At 71.0% G+C, this 15,715-nt stretch carries 19 protein-coding genes, 1 tRNA gene and 3 pseudogenes; 17 read left to right on the plus strand and 6 right to left on the minus strand.

Annotated elements, in window-relative coordinates:
- Positions 1 to 8: 8 nt before the first annotated feature.
- From ACFWP5_RS17115 to ACFWP5_RS17125, 3 genes are read left to right on the plus strand one after another with little or no spacing between them, the layout of a single operon-like run.
- Positions 9 to 836, plus strand: a complete 828-nt coding sequence (locus ACFWP5_RS17115; RefSeq protein WP_384156349.1) for an SDR family oxidoreductase — start codon at positions 9 to 11, stop codon at positions 834 to 836.
- The gene (locus ACFWP5_RS17120; RefSeq protein ID WP_384156352.1) at positions 833 to 1,750 is read left to right on the plus strand and encodes a haloalkane dehalogenase; all 918 of its coding nucleotides are present in this window, start codon (positions 833 to 835) and stop codon (positions 1,748 to 1,750) included. Before ACFWP5_RS17115 ends, ACFWP5_RS17120 begins: the two co-directional genes overlap by 4 nt.
- 29 nt (positions 1,751 to 1,779) lie before the next feature.
- Complete coding sequence (locus tag ACFWP5_RS17125; RefSeq protein ID WP_384156455.1) at positions 1,780 to 2,145, plus strand: GIY-YIG nuclease family protein; 366 nt, start codon at positions 1,780 to 1,782, stop codon at positions 2,143 to 2,145.
- A gap of 17 nt (positions 2,146 to 2,162) precedes the next feature.
- Here ACFWP5_RS17125 and ACFWP5_RS17130 read toward each other — a convergent pair whose 3' ends face one another.
- From ACFWP5_RS17130 to ACFWP5_RS17145, 4 genes and pseudogenes are all read right to left on the minus strand, one after another.
- A complete protein-coding gene (locus ACFWP5_RS17130) occupies positions 2,163 to 3,986 on the minus strand; it encodes a copper resistance CopC/CopD family protein (protein WP_384156458.1) in 1,824 nt (607 codons plus the stop codon).
- 150 nt (positions 3,987 to 4,136) lie between these two features.
- Complete coding sequence (locus ACFWP5_RS17135; protein ID WP_384156354.1) at positions 4,137 to 4,916, minus strand: SDR family NAD(P)-dependent oxidoreductase; 780 nt, start codon at positions 4,914 to 4,916, stop codon at positions 4,137 to 4,139.
- Entirely contained in the window at positions 4,904 to 5,386 is a 483-nt protein-coding gene (locus ACFWP5_RS17140; RefSeq protein ID WP_384156357.1) for a cupin domain-containing protein, read from the minus strand. The genes ACFWP5_RS17135 and ACFWP5_RS17140 overlap by 13 nt, the downstream gene beginning before the upstream one ends.
- Positions 5,387 to 5,395: 9 nt before the next feature.
- Positions 5,396 to 5,494, minus strand: a pseudogene (locus ACFWP5_RS17145) (siderophore biosynthesis protein); the annotation flags it as partial.
- Between the two features lie 8 nt (positions 5,495 to 5,502).
- Here ACFWP5_RS17145 and ACFWP5_RS17150 point away from each other — a divergent pair.
- The 6 genes and pseudogenes from ACFWP5_RS17150 to ACFWP5_RS17175 all read left to right on the plus strand — a co-directional run.
- Positions 5,503 to 6,137, plus strand: a pseudogene (locus tag ACFWP5_RS17150) (siderophore-interacting protein); the annotation flags it as partial.
- Positions 6,138 to 6,339: 202 nt separating this feature from the next.
- A pseudogene (locus tag ACFWP5_RS17155) lies at positions 6,340 to 7,692 on the plus strand (hypothetical protein); the annotation flags it as partial.
- Between the two features lie 25 nt (positions 7,693 to 7,717).
- The gene (locus ACFWP5_RS17160; RefSeq protein WP_384156360.1) at positions 7,718 to 8,314 is read left to right on the plus strand and encodes an HhH-GPD-type base excision DNA repair protein; all 597 of its coding nucleotides are present in this window, start codon (positions 7,718 to 7,720) and stop codon (positions 8,312 to 8,314) included.
- Positions 8,315 to 8,376: 62 nt separating this feature from the next.
- The gene (locus tag ACFWP5_RS17165) at positions 8,377 to 9,036 is read left to right on the plus strand and encodes an HdeD family acid-resistance protein (protein WP_384156362.1); all 660 of its coding nucleotides are present in this window, start codon (positions 8,377 to 8,379) and stop codon (positions 9,034 to 9,036) included.
- A 75-nt stretch (positions 9,037 to 9,111) separates the two neighbouring features.
- Positions 9,112 to 9,462, plus strand: a complete 351-nt coding sequence (locus ACFWP5_RS17170) for a hypothetical protein (RefSeq protein WP_384156366.1) — start codon at positions 9,112 to 9,114, stop codon at positions 9,460 to 9,462.
- Between the two features lie 51 nt (positions 9,463 to 9,513).
- The gene (locus tag ACFWP5_RS17175) at positions 9,514 to 9,636 is read left to right on the plus strand and encodes a hypothetical protein (protein ID WP_019054906.1); all 123 of its coding nucleotides are present in this window, start codon (positions 9,514 to 9,516) and stop codon (positions 9,634 to 9,636) included.
- A gap of 30 nt (positions 9,637 to 9,666) precedes the next feature.
- On the opposite strand, the gene ACFWP5_RS17180 is transcribed toward ACFWP5_RS17175, so the two are convergent.
- Complete coding sequence (locus tag ACFWP5_RS17180; RefSeq protein WP_384156369.1) at positions 9,667 to 11,187, minus strand: helicase HerA-like domain-containing protein; 1,521 nt, start codon at positions 11,185 to 11,187, stop codon at positions 9,667 to 9,669.
- A 105-nt stretch (positions 11,188 to 11,292) separates the two neighbouring features.
- On the opposite strand from ACFWP5_RS17180, the gene ACFWP5_RS17185 reads away from it, so the two are divergent.
- Complete coding sequence (locus ACFWP5_RS17185) at positions 11,293 to 11,589, plus strand: type II toxin-antitoxin system VapB family antitoxin (RefSeq protein ID WP_003999914.1); 297 nt, start codon at positions 11,293 to 11,295, stop codon at positions 11,587 to 11,589.
- A gap of 167 nt (positions 11,590 to 11,756) precedes the next feature.
- The gene (locus ACFWP5_RS17190) at positions 11,757 to 12,383 is read left to right on the plus strand and encodes a LytR C-terminal domain-containing protein (RefSeq protein ID WP_384156461.1); all 627 of its coding nucleotides are present in this window, start codon (positions 11,757 to 11,759) and stop codon (positions 12,381 to 12,383) included.
- Between the two features lie 136 nt (positions 12,384 to 12,519).
- Here ACFWP5_RS17190 and upp read toward each other — a convergent pair whose 3' ends face one another.
- A complete protein-coding gene (gene upp / locus ACFWP5_RS17195) occupies positions 12,520 to 13,155 on the minus strand; it encodes a uracil phosphoribosyltransferase (RefSeq protein WP_384156372.1) in 636 nt (211 codons plus the stop codon).
- 128 nt (positions 13,156 to 13,283) lie between these two features.
- On the opposite strand from upp, the gene ACFWP5_RS17200 reads away from it, so the two are divergent.
- The 6 genes from ACFWP5_RS17200 (at position 13,284) to ACFWP5_RS17225 (ending at position 15,594) form a co-directional block, all read left to right on the plus strand.
- Positions 13,284 to 13,490, plus strand: coding sequence for a hypothetical protein (locus tag ACFWP5_RS17200; RefSeq protein WP_384156375.1), 207 nt, complete (start codon positions 13,284 to 13,286; stop codon positions 13,488 to 13,490).
- Between the two features lie 243 nt (positions 13,491 to 13,733).
- Complete coding sequence (locus ACFWP5_RS17205) at positions 13,734 to 14,273, plus strand: hypothetical protein (protein ID WP_384156464.1); 540 nt, start codon at positions 13,734 to 13,736, stop codon at positions 14,271 to 14,273.
- 56 nt (positions 14,274 to 14,329) lie between these two features.
- The gene (gene tadA, locus ACFWP5_RS17210; protein ID WP_384156378.1) at positions 14,330 to 14,761 is read left to right on the plus strand and encodes a tRNA adenosine(34) deaminase TadA; all 432 of its coding nucleotides are present in this window, start codon (positions 14,330 to 14,332) and stop codon (positions 14,759 to 14,761) included.
- Positions 14,762 to 14,841: 80 nt separating this feature from the next.
- Positions 14,842 to 14,926: transfer RNA gene (locus ACFWP5_RS17215), tRNA-Ser, on the plus strand.
- A 167-nt stretch (positions 14,927 to 15,093) separates the two neighbouring features.
- Positions 15,094 to 15,270 (plus strand): hypothetical protein, encoded by a 177-nt coding sequence (locus ACFWP5_RS17220; RefSeq protein WP_019054914.1) that lies wholly within the window; start codon positions 15,094 to 15,096, stop codon positions 15,268 to 15,270.
- A gap of 30 nt (positions 15,271 to 15,300) precedes the next feature.
- Positions 15,301 to 15,594: a Dabb family protein gene (locus ACFWP5_RS17225; RefSeq protein WP_384156381.1), complete on the plus strand. Its 294-nt coding sequence runs from the start codon at positions 15,301 to 15,303 to the stop codon at positions 15,592 to 15,594.
- Positions 15,595 to 15,715: the final 121 nt, after the last annotated feature.

The raw sequence follows: 15,715 nt of genomic DNA on the forward strand, positions 1-15,715 counted from the left end.
AGACCGACATGATCGTGGTGACGGGTGCGACCGGGAACGTGGGGCGGACGCTGGTACGCCTGCTCGGCGAAGCCGAGGGGCAGGTGTCGGTGACGGCCGTCGCCCGGCACATCAGCGACGCCGATGTGCCGCCGGGAGTACGGGCGTTGGCCGGTGACCTGGCCGAACCGGACGGACTGCGGGGCGCGTTCGAGGGGGCCCAGGCGCTGTTCCTGCTGGTGGCGGGAGAGCGGCCGTACGACATTCTGGACGTGGCCAAGTCCGCCGGTGTCCGCAAGGTGGTGCTGCTGTCCTCACAGGGGGCCGGGACCCGCCCGGAGGCGTACGCGCATCCGCGTCAATTCGAGGCGGCCGTACGGGAGTCGGGGCTCGACTGGACGATCCTGCGGTCGGGCGGGCTGGACAGCAACGCGTTCGCGTGGGCCGAGTCGATCCGTGCGCGGCGCACGGCTGCGGCGCCCTTCGGTGATGTGGGGCTGCCGTTCGTGGACCCCGACGACGTGGCCGCGGTGGCCGCCGCCGTCCTACGCGACGACACGCACGCGGGCGCGACCTACACCCTCACCGGCCCCGCGCCGACGACACCCCGCGCGCGGACGGCGGCGATAGCGACCGCGCTCGGGGAGCCGGTGACGTTCACGGAGCAGACCCGCGCGGAGGCCCACGAGTTGATGGCACGGTTCATGCCGCTGCCCGTGGTCGAGGGCACGTTGGCGCTGCTCGGCGAACCGACCGCCGAGGAGCGGCGCGTGAGTCCCGACGTCGAGCGGGTGCTGGGGCGGGCGCCGGGTGCGTTCGCGGCCTGGGCCGAGCGGAACGTGGTGGCGTTCCGGTGACCGCCGACGTCCACTCGACCCGCGTCCTCGACTCGACCATGGCCCACCGGGAGTCGGGCACCGGCGTGCCGATCGTGTTCCTGCACGGCAACCCGACCTCGTCGTACCTGTGGCGGAACGTCATGCCGGGCGTGGGCTCCGGGCGACTGCTGGCGCCCGACCTCATCGGCATGGGCGACTCGGGCAAGCCGGACATCGAGTACTCCTTCGCCGACCACGCCCGCTACCTGGACGCCTGGTTCGACGCGCTCGGACTGCGGGACGTGGTGCTGGTCGGGCACGACTGGGGTGGCGCCCTGGCCTTCGACCGGGCCGCGCGCCACCCGGACCGGGTGCGCGGCATCGCGTTCACCGAGACCATCGTCAAGCCGATGAGCTGGGACGAATTCCCCGAAGGCGGCCGGGAGTTGTTCCGGGCGATCAGGGCGGAGGGCGTCGGCGAGGCCATGATCCTCGACGAGAACGCCTTCATCGAACAGGCACTGCCCGCCGCCTCCGCGACCCCGCTCCCACCGGCCGACCTCGCCGTCTACCGCAGGCCGTACCCGACCCGGGAGAGCCGACGGCCCCTCCTGCGCTGGCCGCGCTCGATGCCGCTGGGCGGCGAACCCGCCGACGTCGTGACCAGGATCGAGGCCTACGACCGGTGGCTGGAGGCCAGCCCGGACGTACCCAAGCTGCTGCTCACGTTCGCGCCCGGCGCGGGGACGATGATGAGCTCGGACATCATCGCCTGGTGTGCGGCGCACATCGCGGCCCTGGAGATCGAGCACTCCGACGCAGTGGCCGGCCACCACACGCCGGAAGACCAGCCCGAGTTGATCGCGGCCGCGATAGCGGCCTGGGCGGAGCGGCTCGGCCTTACGGACAGTCACAGAACAGTCACGACGGGGAGATCCGGGGTGAGCACGTAGCGGATCAGCTCAAAACCCGCGCGGCGAACATCCGCACCGGCTATGTCTACGTCATCTCGAACGTCGGCGCCTTCGGCGACCGTGTCGTGAAGATCGGCATGACCCGCAGGCTCGAACCCCTGGACCGGATCTACGAGTTGAGCGGCGCCGCGGTGCCCTTCCGCTTCGACGTCCACGCGTTGATCTTCAGCAAGGACGCGGTCGGACTGGAATCGGAACTCCACCGGCAGTTCGCTCCACGCCGGGTGAACCAGGTGAACAGCCGCAAGGAGTTCTTCTACGCCACCCCGACCGAAGTACGGGACGCGCTACGGCCGTTCACCGGCCAGCACCTGATCGAGTTCACCGAGGAACCCCAGGCACTGGAGTGGCGGGCCAGCAAACAGCCGACGTGACCGACCGGGAACCCCGGCTACCGCACGATCCGCACCTGCCGCGACACACTCACCTGGTCCACGTCGGACGTCCTGACCGTCACCTTCATCGTCCAGGTCCCGGGTATCGGCAGGTTGAGGGTGTTGGTCCCCCAATAGCCGCCCTCGTCCTTGACGTTGGCGTCGAGGGGGCCGATCTTCTGGGCCGGGAGGGTGAAGGAGAGCCGGAGTTCGGGGACGGTGGCGAAACCGCCGTCGGGGCCGTAGACGACCGCCTCGACCGAGTTCTCGCCTACGCGTCCGGGGTCGAGGGTGATCTGTACCTTGCCGCTCGCGTTGCCGACGGCGAAGGGGACGGTGGTGACGGAGGCCGCCGGTATGCCGGCCGGTGTCGCCGTCTGCTGCGCCTCCGCCGCCGCCCGGCCCGGGAGGGTGTTGGTCAGGAGGGTGGTGATCACCAACACCGTGACACCGACGGCGACTTCGAAGAGCACCGAGCGGCGCAGGCCGCGCCGGTACCGGTCCTGGGGACCGTCACCCCGGTCCTGAGAACCACCGTCGCCACCGTCCTTGGAACCGTCACCGCGATTCGAGACGCCCTCGCCCGTACCCGTACCTCCCGAAGGCTCCTCCGAAGCCCCCTCCGGAACCACCGCTCCGTACGCGCCCGCCCGCACCAACTCCGGCACCCGGAGCCGCACTTCCGCCCCCACCATCCGCCCCGTCCACTGCCGCGACCACCCCGCCACCGCGAGCAGCAGCGTCACCGCGCCGAGCTTCACGAGCAGGATGCAGCCGTACGACGTCCCGGTCAGGGCGTTCCAGGAGCCGAGGCCGCGCCAGGACTGGTAGACGCCGGTGACGACGAGCACGGTCACCGAGGCGAAGGCGAGTCGGGAGAAACGGGCCACCGGGGCCGCGTCGAGGCGCGGCGAGCGGTAGAGGACGGTGAGCAGGGCCGTCAGGCCGCCCAGCCACACCGACATCGCGAGCAGATGCAGGACCGCCGACGTCATCGCCACCGGCACCTGGATCCCGGCGGACGCGTGTTCCGCCGACGCCCAGGTCAGCGCCAGCCCGACCGCCAGGGCGGCACCCGTCCCCAGGGCCACCCGCCCGAACCGCTCCCGCCCCCGAAGTCGTAGGAGAAAGGCGGCTGTTGCGGCGAGGAGGAGGAGCCGGGCCGCAAGTGCCAGGCCGGGGCGGCTCGTCAGGGTCTTCGGGATCGCGGAGGGTTCGAAGGCCGTGGCCAGGCCGGTGCCCGCTTCGTAGGGGGACCGGAGGATCAGGAGCGCGACGGTGGCCGCCAGCAGGGTCCACCAGCCCATCAGGGTCGGCTTGTTGAGGACGGACGGGTTCGGGGGGCGGCAGAGGGCGACGAAGGTGGCGGTGCCGATGAGGAGGGCCGCGGCGATGTAGGCGAAGTAGCGGGCGATGTCGTACAGGCTGCCCGTCAGCGGGTTCTCGGTCGGGGCCGTGTTGATCGGGGTGGTCGTGGCGGAGGGCTTGCCTATGGAGAAGGTGAAGGCGCCCGAGACCGGGTGGCTGTCGGCCGAGACCACGCGCCAGGCGACCGTGAAGGTGCCGGTGCCGAGTTCGGCCGGGAGGGTGACGCTCGCCGTGTCACCGGCGTCCTTCGCATGGTGGGCGGAACTCGTCTTCACCCGCCGGTTGTCGGGGTCGTAGACGCGGAAGGAGTCGTCGAGGAGGGCGACGGACTCGGAGAAGGTGAGGGTGACGGTGCGGGGGGCGGACTTGAGGACGCTGCCGTCGGCGGGGTCGGTGGATTCGAGGGCGGCGTGCGCGGACGCGGTGCCCGCGGTGCCGAGGAGGAACAGGACCAGCAGGGGGCCCAGCAGCAACACCCGGTGAAATCCCCGGGGTCCAGGGCCCCGGCGCCTCTGGTCACGCTCATTCCGTCGTCGGCTCACGTCACTTCTCCGTCTTCGGAACTCTTCCGTCTTTTGGACTTGCAGGCCTCCGGTTATGTACGGAGGAACCACACCTCTCGCTCACCATGTGGGGCGCGCCGTCACTCCACCGTCCACGACCAGGTCGTGCCCGGTGATCCAGGAGGCGAGGCGCGAGGCCAGGAACACGCACGCGTCCCCGACATCCTCCGGCCGCCCCAGCCTCCCCGTCGGCGCCGCCTCCCGCCACCGCCGCACCCCGTCCGGCCAGGCCTCCTCCAACCCCTCCCGGTCGATCAGACCGGGCGAGACCGTGTTGACGCGGATGCCGTACCGGCCGTACTCCAGGGCGGCCGACCGCGCGTGCATGACGACGGCGGCCTTGGAGGCGGAGTAGTGCGCGTGGAGGGTGGCGGGGGCGCTCGCCTCGATGGACGCGATATGCGTCACCGTGCCCCCGCCACTGTGCTCGCGCATCACCTCGGCCGCCGCCTGCGTGCAGGCGAACACGCTGGTCAGGTTGGTGTCGACGACCGACCGCCAGTCCGCCGCCGTCATGCCCGCCAGGGGTTGCGTCGGCTGTACGCCCGCGTTGTTGACCAGCGCGGTCAGCCGTCCGTCGGCCCACTCGGCCGCCTCGCGGACCAGTCCGCGGCAGGCGTCCTCGTCGGTCAGATCGGCTTGCAGTACGACGGCCCGGGCGCCCAACTCCCGTACGTGGGAGGCGACTTGGCTGGCCGCCTCCACCGCCGCACGGCAGTGGACCACGACCCCCGCCGCCCCCTCCTCCGCGAACCGCAGCGCGATCCCCCGGCCGATGCCGCCGCTCGCGCCCGTGACCAGGGCGAACTGGCCCTCCAGCAGGCCGCTCACGGGCGGCACAGCCCGGTGATGCGGGCGGCCTCGGACGGGGAGCGGGCGTAGCGGGCGGTCAACTCGCCCGCGTCGCCGTGCTCGTAACCGCCGTAGGTGAAGCCGGGTGCCATCGTGCAGCCGAAGAACGTCCACGCGCCGCCCGTCACCACCCGCGCCCCCATCCAGGTACCGCCGGGCACGGTGAACTGGAGGTGCTGACCGTGCCGCAGGTCCGGCCCGAGGACGGCCGTGCTCGACGTGCCGTCCGGGGCGAGGAGCAGGAGTTCCAGCGGGTCGCCGAGGTAGAAGTGCCAGACCTCGTCGGCGGGGAGGCGGTGCAGCGCGGAGAAGTCGTCCGCTGTGAGCAGGGCGACGATCGCGGTGCCCTCCGGGCGTCCGTCAGGCCGTTCCGGGCCCGCCCAGGTACGGCGGAACAGGCCGCCCTCGCGGGGGATCGGCTCCAGGTCGTAGTGGGCGACGAGGTCTTCTGGGGTCACCCCGGCAGGCTACGGGAAGGCCACCTCGCGAGGGAGAAACGCCAGTTGAGCGTGCTTTTCGGGCAGGAAGACGTCCGGGATGTCGATCTCCGGCAGGACGACCTTCGGGCAGGGCCGAGGACGTCACCCCGCACTACCGCCGCCTCCGCCTCCGCCTCACCGACGGTGGCATGCTCGCGGCGACCGGCGTCCACCCGACGATGTGGGTCCGCCTCTGGTTCGACAACGCCGGCAGGCCGCACCAGCGGGCGTACACCCTGGTCCACCCGGACCCGGCGGCCGGCACCTTCGGCCTCGAATTCGCCCTGCACGAGGGGTGTGCGAGCGACTGGGCGCGGGCCGCGAAGCCCGGTGACACGATCGAGGCGACGGTCCAGGGCACGGGCTTCGACCGTTCCGACCCCGACCCGTCCCACCTCTTCGTGATCGGCGACCCGGCGTCGCTGCCGGCCATCAACTCCCTGCTGGGGACGGTGGGTTCGACGGTTCCGGCGACGATCTGGTTCGAGGGCGGGACCGAGGGCCTGCCGTTCCGCACCGACCCGCCACTGCACGAGGTCCGCCGGCTCTCCAGGGGCCAACTCGCCGAGCGGGTACGCGCGGAACTCCCCGACCTCCTGAAGGCCACCCCCGACCCCTACGTCTGGATCACCTCCGACACGGCTACGACTCGGGGCTGTCGTCGTACGTACGCAGGGAGTTGGGGGTTCGGCGGGAGCGGGTGCACGCGCTGGGGTACTGGCGGCCATAGCGGCGGGGCGTACAACCATCCGAGCGCTTCGGGTGTCCATGGGGACACCTGTTTCTCTTGTTTCTTCGTTAACCGAGGAGTGCCCCCGTTGCGCAAGGCAGTTGCCGCGGCCGTCGTGCTCACCGCCGTCGTCGCCGTCCCGCTCACCCCGGTGTCGTCGTCGGCCGCCGCGCCCTACAAGGGGGCCAACACGGCCGCCGTGCAGGACGACTTCAACGGGGACGGGTACCGGGACCTGGCGGTCGGGGCGCCGGATGCCGCCAACGGCACGGTGGAGGCGGCCGGTTCGGTCGTCGTGCTGTACGGCTCGGCGTCGACGGTCAGTGCCACGCGGCGCACGGTCATCACCCAGGCGACGACGGGAATCCCCGGCGACCCCGAGGAGTACGACCGCTTCGGCACCACGGTGACCAGCGCCGACCTCGACCGGGACGGGTACGCGGACCTGATCGTCGGCGCCCCGTACGAGGGCGTGAGCGGCAAGCCGGCCCGGGGCACCGTGACCGTCGTGTGGGGCGGCCCGAGCGGTCTGAAGGGCGGCGCGAGCATCGCCCCGCCGACCGGCTTCGGGGACGGCAGGACGTACTGCCGCTTCGGCATGTCCCTGGCCACGGGCGACGTGGACGGCGACGGCGTACCGGACGCGGCCGTCGGCTCGGACTGCGAGGGCGCGACCTACCGCGGCCCGTTCACCCGCGCCGGAAAGGGCACCTACGACGACCGGGGTTCGGACTTCGGCGCGACCCGTGGCGTCGTGATGGGCGATGTCGACGGCGACGGGAAGGCCGAGCAGTTCTGGCTGCCCGGCCCCACGGACGGCGACCTCCGCGGGCCGGTGTACGTCATCACGGAACAGAGTGGCCGCGTCGAACTCCCCTACGCCGACGGCCACGCGGGCGCGATCGGCGACCTCAACGGCGACGGCTACGGCGACCTCGTCACCGGCATCTCGACGGACGACTCCATGTCCGGCGGCCCGGCCGGCTGGGCCCGGCGGGGCGGCGAGATCCAGGTCCTCTACGGCAGCGCGCAGGGCATCACCGCCGACCAGAAGCCGAAGGTCTACCAGCAGGACACCGCAGGCGTGCCCGGTGCCGCCGAGAACGGGGACATGTTCGGCCAGTCGATCAGCATCGGGAACGTCGACGGCGACAAGTACGCCGATGTCCTCGTCGGCGCCCCCGGTGAAGCCGTCGGCACGCACAAGACGGCCGGCACCGCGGTCCTGCTGCGCGGCTCCGCCTCCGGCCTGACGACCGCCAAGGCCGCCGGATACACCCAGGACACGGCGGGCGTGCCCGGTGCGGTCGAGACCGGGGACCAGTTCGGCGCGGCCGTCCACCTCGCCGACCTGAACAAGGACGGCAAGGCCGAGACGGTCGTCGGCGCGCCCACCGAGAACAGCGACGGCTGCGTCTGGGTCGCCCGCGGCTCGGCCTCCGGCCCCGTGCCCAACGGTTCGGCCAACATCTGCGGCAAGAGCGCCGGCATCACCGTGTACGGCGTGAAGGGCTACTTCGGCGCGGTGTTCGCCAGTCCTCACGTGGAGCTCTGACCCGCGCGGAGGCATCATCGGGGTCATGGACGTCACCCTTCACCTCGCCCAGGACCCCGCCGCCGACGAACTCCTCGGCCGTTCCCCGCTCGCCGCGCTGGTCGGGATGCTGCTCGATCAGCAGGTGCCGATGGAGTGGGCGTTCAAGGGGCCGCGGACGATCGCCGACCGGCTCGGGGCCGCCGATCTGGACGCGCACGACATCGCGGCCCGCGACCCCGAGGCCTTCGCCGCGCTGCTCTCCGAGAAGCCGGCCGTGCACCGCTACCCGGGGTCCATGGCCAAGCGGATCCAGCAGTTGTGCCAGTACCTCGTCGAGCACTACGACGGGGACGCGAGCGCCGTCTGGGAGGGCGTCGGCACGGGGGCCGAGCTGCTCAAGCGGCTTGAGGAGCTGCCCGGGTTCGGGAAGCAGAAGGCGCGGATCTTTCTCGCCCTGCTCGGCAAGCAGCTGGGCGTGACGCCCAAGGGCTGGCGGGAGGCCGCCGGTGCCTACGGCGAGACGAAGTCCTTCCGGTCCGTCGCCGACATCACCGGGCCCGAGTCGCTGGCCAAGGTCCGCGCCCACAAGCAGGAGATGAAGGCCGCGGCCAAGGCGGCGAAGGCCACGGGCGGGAAGTAACCCCGTCAGCCAGGTGGCCCGCCCCGGTGGCGGGCCGTCCGCGCCCGGTCAAAGCATGGACCATGACCGAGGCACCGAGCGGCCCCTTGGGCCCGGAGTTCGACGACCGCCGCGCCCACGCACCACGCGCCCCGCGGCCCCCACATGACGAGCAGGAACTCGAGGGGCCCCTCTTCGCCCTCTCCAAAGCCGCCTGGCAGGTCGTCCTGCTCACCGGCGTCGCGTCCCTGATCCTCGGCGTCCTGGTCCTGGTGTGGCCGGGCGCGTCCCTCTTCGCGGCCGGGATCCTCTTCGGCGTCTACCTCCTGATCAGCGGCGTCTTCCAGCTGGTCGCCGCCTTCGGCACCCACCGGGCGACCTCGCTGCGCGTGCTGGCGTTCATCAGCGGCGCGCTGTCGATCGTGCTGGGCCTGTTCTGTTTCCGCGGCCCGATGCAGTCGATCCTGCTGCTCGCCCTGTGGATCGGCATCGGCTGGCTGATCCGGGGCATCACCCAGACCCTGGCCGCCATCCACGACCAGACCATGCCCGCCCGCGGCTGGCAGATCTTCCTCGGGATCGTCACCTTCATCGCCGGCATCGTGCTGATCGACTCGCCCTTCCGCTCGGTCGCCGTCCTCACCCTCGTCTGCGGCATCTGGCTGGTCGCGGTCGGCGTCGTCGAGATCGTCACCGCCGTCCGGATGAGGAGCCACGCCAAGCAGGTGCCCCAGGCCCTGTGAGGCTCGTTGGGCCGTGCGGGCGGTTTACGCGCCCGCCGCGATGAACGCCGTACGGCCGCTGGGAGATGACCTTCCATGAGCACGAGGGTGAGCGGGGTGAGCCCCGCACGAAGCCTCCCCCGCAGCCGCGCCCGGCTGCGGGCGCTCGTGCTGCTGCTCGCCCTGCTGGTGCCCGGCACGCATGCCGAGGTGCGCGCGATGCCGGTCGCGTCGTCGTCCGCAGAGACGACCATCGAGTACGACGTCCTCGATACGGCGGCTGCCCTACGGCCCGTCTCCCTCACCGTCCACCGGCCCACCGCGCCTCTACGACCCGCGCCCGCCCCGAGCCCGGCGTCCCCCGGTCCCCAGAGCCGCTCCCTCCCCGCGCCGCCCCGGCCGCCGTACACCCTCCGCGCTCTGCGCACAGTCGTCCTGCGCTGCTGACGGACCGACCGTCCCCAGGTCAACCGTCACCGCGACGCTAGGAACACAGCCATGCCCATCGACCCGTACGCGGTCCTGCGCGCCCTGTTGCGCGCGGAGGCCGTCCGCAACGCGCCCAAGCCGGAAGTCCGCCGACCCGAGCCGCAGCGGCCCCCGGAGGAACGGGCGCGCTGACCCGCCGTAGGCAGCACGGCCCGGTGGTGGCTAGCGCTTCCGCCGGGCCGTGCCGAACAGGGACCGGGTGATCTCGCGGCCGATCTGGGTGCCGACCGAACGCGCCAGGGACTTGAACATGCCGCTGCCGACGACCTGTTGGACCATCGACTCGTCCTCCTTGGCCGACTTCGGAGCCGACTTGGCAGCCGTCTTCGGTGTCTCCTGTACCTCCTGCGGGCGGGACGTCAACTTCTCGTACGCCGACTCGCGGTCCACAGCCTGTGCGTAACGGCCGTAGAGGGAGGAGGACTTGACCGCCGCGTCGAGGGTCGCCGCGTCGATCGGGCCCATGAGGGACTCGGGGGCGCGGAGGCGGGTCACCGCGACCGGGGTCGGGGCGCCGTTCTCGCTCAGGACCGTGACGACGGCTTCGCCGGTGCCCAGGCCCGTCAGGATCTCCTCCAGGTCGTAGGAGGAGTTCGGGAAGGTTTTCACCGTTGCCTTCAGGGCCTTCTGGTCGTCGGGGGTGAAGGCGCGCAGCGCGTGCTGGACGCGGTTGCCGAGCTGGGCCAGGACGTCGCCGGGTACGTCCTTCGGGGTCTGCGTCACGAAGAAGACGCCGACCCCTTTCGAGCGAATGAGGCGGACGGTCTGCGTGATGGAGTCCAGGAAGGCCTTGGAGGCGTCGTTGAAGAGCAGATGCGCCTCGTCGAAGAAGAAGACGAGCTTCGGTTTGTCGGCGTCGCCGACCTCCGGGAGGTCGTGGAAGAGGTCGGCCAGCATCCACATCAGGAAGGTCGAGAAGAGCTGCGGTTTGTCCTGTACGGCGGGGAGTTCGAGGACGGAGACCATGCCCCGGCCGTCCGACGCCGTGCGCAGCAGCTCGCTCGTGTCGAAGTCTGGCTCACCGAAGAAGTCGGCCATGCCCTGCGCCTCGAAGGCGGTGAGGGAGCGCAGGATCACGCCGGCCGTGGCGGTGGACAGGCCGCCGATGTTCTTCAGTTCCGTCTTGCCCTCGTCGGAGGTGAGGAAGGTGACGACCGCCCGCAGGTCCTTGAGGTCGATCAGCTCCAGGCCCTTGGTGTCGGCGTAGTGGAAGATCAGGCCGAGGGACTGCTCCTGGGTCTGGTTGAGCTGCAGGACCTTGGAGAGCAGCACCGGGCCGAACCCGGTGATCGTGGCCCGGACCGGGATGCCGTGGCCGATGCCGCCGAGGGCGTAGAACTCCGCCGGGAAGCCGGTCGCCGTCCACTGCTGCTTCACCTCCGCCGCTCTGCCCGCGACCTTGTCGTTCGCCGCTCCCGGCGCCGAGATGCCCGACACATCGCCCTTCACATCCGCGAGGAACACGGGCACGCCCTGTGCCGAGAGCTGCTCGGCGATGAGCTGGAGGGTCTTGGTCTTGCCGGTGCCGGTGGCGCCCGCGACCAGGCCGTGGCGGTTGAGCATCGGGAGGGGGATGCGGATCTGCGCGTCGGGCAGACAGGCCCCGTCCCACAGCAGGGCGCCCAGGTCGAGTGCAGGTCCTGTGAAGGCGTACCCGGCGGCGATCGTCTCGCTGTCACTCATATCAGGCCCCTGTTCCCTTTTTGCCCGGCTTTGCGGCATCTTTTCCAGCGTCGCACTCCGTCTCCATGGCTGCGCCCGGAACGTCATGACCGGTAGGCTTTCCGTGTGATCTTCAAGCGCATCGGAAACGGCCGGCCGTACCCCGACCACGGCCGGGAGAGCACCCGGCAGTGGGCGGATGTCGCGCCGCGCCCGGTCCGCCTCGATCAGCTCGTGACGACCAAGGGCCAGCTCGACCTGGAGACCCTCCTCGCCGAGGACTCGACCTTCTACGGCGACCTCTTCGCGCACGTCGTGAAGTGGCAGGGCGACCTGTACCTGGAGGACGGCCTGCACCGCGCGGTCCGCGCCGCGCTGCAGCAGCGCCAGGTGCTCCACGCGCGCGTCCTGGAGCTGGACTGAGCCCCGGACCGGGCTGAACCGAGCCCCCGACCCGAGCCGGACGAGCCTCGGATCCGTCCGGCGTTGACCCTTTCGGGTTGGTCTCGGCGCTGTCGAATGATCATCTAGTAGGCATCGTCGCCCGGGCGCACTACGCTGCGCTCATGAGCATGCTGACTCCCCCAGGCATGGGCGGCCAGTACCGGATCACGGGGGACAAATTCCCGCGCATGCGCCGTTCGCGGCGCCGCGGGAGGCTCGTCCTCATGGTGGTCGCGTCCGTCGCCGTACTGGGTGTGGGCGGGTGGGGCACGTTGCAGCTCATCGACGTCTTCACCGGTGGCGGCAAGCAGGCCGCGGCGGCCGGTCCCAAGGCCGCCTGCGCGACCAAGGCCAGCCCCTCGGCCGGCACGAGCACGGACGCCGCCGTGCCGAAGCCGGCCCAGATCACCGTGAACGTCTACAACGCCACGGCCCGCAGCGGCCTCGCCAAGTCGACCGCCGACGAGCTGAAGAAGCGCGGCTTCAAGATCGGTGACGTGGGCAACGCGTCCGCGCAGTGGGACAAGAAGGTCAAGGGCACCGGCGTCCTGCTCGGTCCCTCCTCCGCCCTCGACACCTCGCTGCCCGTCCTCGCCACCCAGCTCACCGGCGCCGAGCGCCGCACCGAGGCCACCCGCAAGGGCACCGCGGTCGACCTCGTCATCGGCACCGCCTTCAAGAACCTCACGGCGAAGGCGGCCGCCGACAAGGCCCTGGCCGCACTGGCCGGACCCGAGCCGACGCCCGCCTCGACACCGAAGAGCTGCTCGTAGCCGTAGGGGAACGGCCGTACGCGAATGGCCGTAGGGGAACGGCCGTAGGAGAGGTCGTACGAAAACTCCCGTACGGCAGGTAAGAGCCGTACGGGAGTCGGGTGTTGATCAGGTGTCGACCGAGGCCTGCTCGGTCTTACTCGGCCGCCCCGTACAGGCGGTCGCCCGCGTCGCCGAGGCCCGGGACGATGTAGCCGTGCTCGTTCAGGCGCTCGTCGACCGAGGCCGTCACGACCGTCACCGGGGTGCCCGCCAGTTCGCGCTCCATGACCTCGACACCCTCCGGGGCGGCGAGCAGCACTACGGCCGTCACGTCGTCGGCGCCGCGCTTGATCAGCTCGCGGATCGCCGCGACCAGGGTGCCGCCGGTGGCCAGCATCGGGTCGAGGACGTACACCTGGCGGCCGGAGAGGTCCTCCGGCATGCGCGTGGCGTACGTGGACGCCTGGAGCGTCTCCTCGTCGCGCACCATGCCCATGAAGCCCACCTCGGCGGACGGCAGCAGCCGGACCATGCCGTCCAGCATGCCGAGGCCGGCCCGCAGGATCGGCACGACCAGCGGGCGCGGGTAGGACAGCTTGACACCGGTGGTCGAGGCGACCGGCGTCGTGATGTCGACCTGTTCGGTGCGCACGTCGCGCGTGGCCTCGTAGGCGAGCAGGGTGACCAGCTCGTCGGCGAGGCGACGGAAGGTCGCGGAGTCGGTGCGCTGGTCGCGCAGGGTGGTGAGCTTGTGGGCGACCAGGGGGTGGTCGACGACGTGGAGACGCATGTCCACAACAGTAGCCGGGCCCCGCGGCTGCCGCGGTCCCCGCTCCCACCGGCCCCGATCCCGCCCGCACTGGCATCAAACCGCCCGTCCGGGGGAAAGTGGGAGGGACGGAACGGGGTGGTGAACCGATGCCTGACCGTGAGTCCCACGAGGACCCGTCGCAGTCGAAGGGCCGGGAGACGGACCGGGAGACCGAGGCCGAGCGCAGGCGGCGCCGGGCCCAGTTCCTGCGGGAGCTGACCGAGGCGCGCGAGCTGCGCGACCGCGTCCAGCCCCGCCGCGCCAAGACCGCCCGGCTGCGCCACGCCATGCGTATGCGCACGTTCCGCTGGTAGTCGGGGCCCCTCTCACAGCAGCTCGTAAGGCCAACCCGGTGCGTGCGTAAGGCGATCGCCGCGTACGATCCCGCTGGTGGTCGATCAAAACGGGCGGACACAGGGAGCCGAAGACGTCCCCTGAACGCCTTGTTTCTGCCACGATTCCGAGTGGGTGGGGCTCGGAGCACGAGCTCTCCCCGCCCGCAGCCTCAGCCGGGGGGACCCCCAACCGGCACACCTATGACCAGTGGGAGAGTCACGGTGTACTTCGCCGCACTGCTCGCGCGCACCGAAGACGGGTGGGAAGCGAGCGACACAGAGCTCGACGATGTCGAGAGCATGTCGGATCTGGCCGCACTGGCCCGTGAAGCCTCGCCCGAGGACGACACGGTGCTGGTGCTCATCGAGCAGGAGGACGCCTGGTTCGGCGTCGTCCGTATCGATGGCGAGGACGACCCCCGGATCTACGTCTCGGACGCCGCTGCCGCAGCACGCAGCTCGTACGGCGAGATCCTGCTCACCGACGAGCTGCTCGGACGGGATCCGGACGACGACGACGTCGCCGATCTGGACTCCCTCGACCTCGACGGTACGGAGGACGGTGACACCGAGGAGGAGGACGACGACGAGGACGGCACCTCCTCGGCCGAGGCCGTTCCGCACAGCCCCGTCGGTGATGTCCAGATCCTCGACGACCTGGGCGTCGGCGAGAAGGAGCTGCGTCTCCTCGACGCCGACGACGCGCTGAGCTCCATCGCCGAGGCCCTGGGGGCCTCGGAGGTCCTGGAGACCGTCCGCTGACCACAGCACGCACAGAAGGGACTCCGGACCCGGTACGCGACCGCTGGCGGGCCGCGATGCGGCTCGCCCTGGACGAGGCCGGAGCGGCCGCCCGGGACGGCGACGTCCCGGTCGGCGCGGTCGTCCTGTCCCCGGACGGTACGACCGTGCTCGCCACCGGGCACAACGAACGCGAGGCCACCGGCGATCCGACGGCGCACGCCGAGGTCCTCGCGATCCGCAGGGCCGCCGCTCACCTCGGTGAGTGGCGGCTGTCCGGCTGCACGCTCGTCGTCACCCTCGAACCCTGCACGATGTGCGCGGGCGCGCTGGTGCAGTCCCGGGTGGACCGGGTCGTCTACGGCGCCCGCGACGAGAAGGCCGGCGCGGCCGGCTCGCTCTTCGACGTCGTACGCGACCGGCGGCTCAACCACCGCCCCGAGGTGATCGAAGGCGTGCTCGCGGACGAGTGCGCGCGGCTGCTCACGGAGTTCTTCCGGGACCGGTAGCGGGACGCGTCACAGGACCCGCGGCGGGGCCCCGATTACCGATTTCAAACCACGCCCCACCTTGTTGTAAGGTCTCTCTCGGTAGCGTGTCCGAGCGGCCGAAGGAGCTCGCCTCGAAAGCGAGTGTGGCGCAAGTCACCGAGGGTTCAAATCCCTCCGCTACCGCTTCTGAAGGGCCCCGTCGAGAGACGGGGTCCTTCGTGCGTGACGCCGGCAACGGCTCTTCACCTGCGGGCCGTTGATCCCTGATTGATCCAAAAAGGGGCCGTGAAGGTTACACTCACCGCCGGCAACAGGGGGCCCACGGGCACGGAGTCACAGGGGAGGCCGCGATGGCGGTGAACGCCAAGAAGATTGCCGTCTATCTGCTCGTCGTCTTCGCGCTGTACGTGATCATCACGGACCCGTCGAAGGCGGCCGACTACGTCCAGATAGGCTTCGAGGGCATATCGGACGCCGCGAAGGCCATCGGCGACTTCATGACCTGGCTGGCCGACGGGGCGCAGTAGCGACACAGCGAACTACCCAGGAGCGCGCAGATGATCCGCCACCTCGTCCTCTTCAAGCTCGACGAGGGCGTCGAGCGCGACGACCCGCGCGTCGTGGCCGGCGTCGAGGCCTTCCGCCCGCTCGGCGATCTGGTCGACGAACTGCGCTTCTGGGAACTGGGCTGGAACATCAGCGACCGCCCCATCGCCTACGACTTCGCGATCAACTCGGCGGTCGACGACGCCGACGCCCTGAAGCGGTACATCGAGCACCCGGCACACCAGGCCGGCGTCGCGCTGTGGCGCGAGTTCGCCACCTGGGTGGTCGCCGACTACGAGTTCTGAGCGCGCCGCCGACTCCGTCGAAGAGCCCTCCCGCAGAGCCCCTTGCCGTCCCGGCAGGGGGCTTTTGTTGCTCAACACGGCATAACACGGTATTAGGCGGTGCTTGCACACAGTGCACATG

Origin of the sequence: Streptomyces sp. NPDC058469 (assembly GCF_042721125.1) — a bacterium.
Classification (GTDB): domain Bacteria; phylum Actinomycetota; class Actinomycetes; order Streptomycetales; family Streptomycetaceae; genus Streptomyces.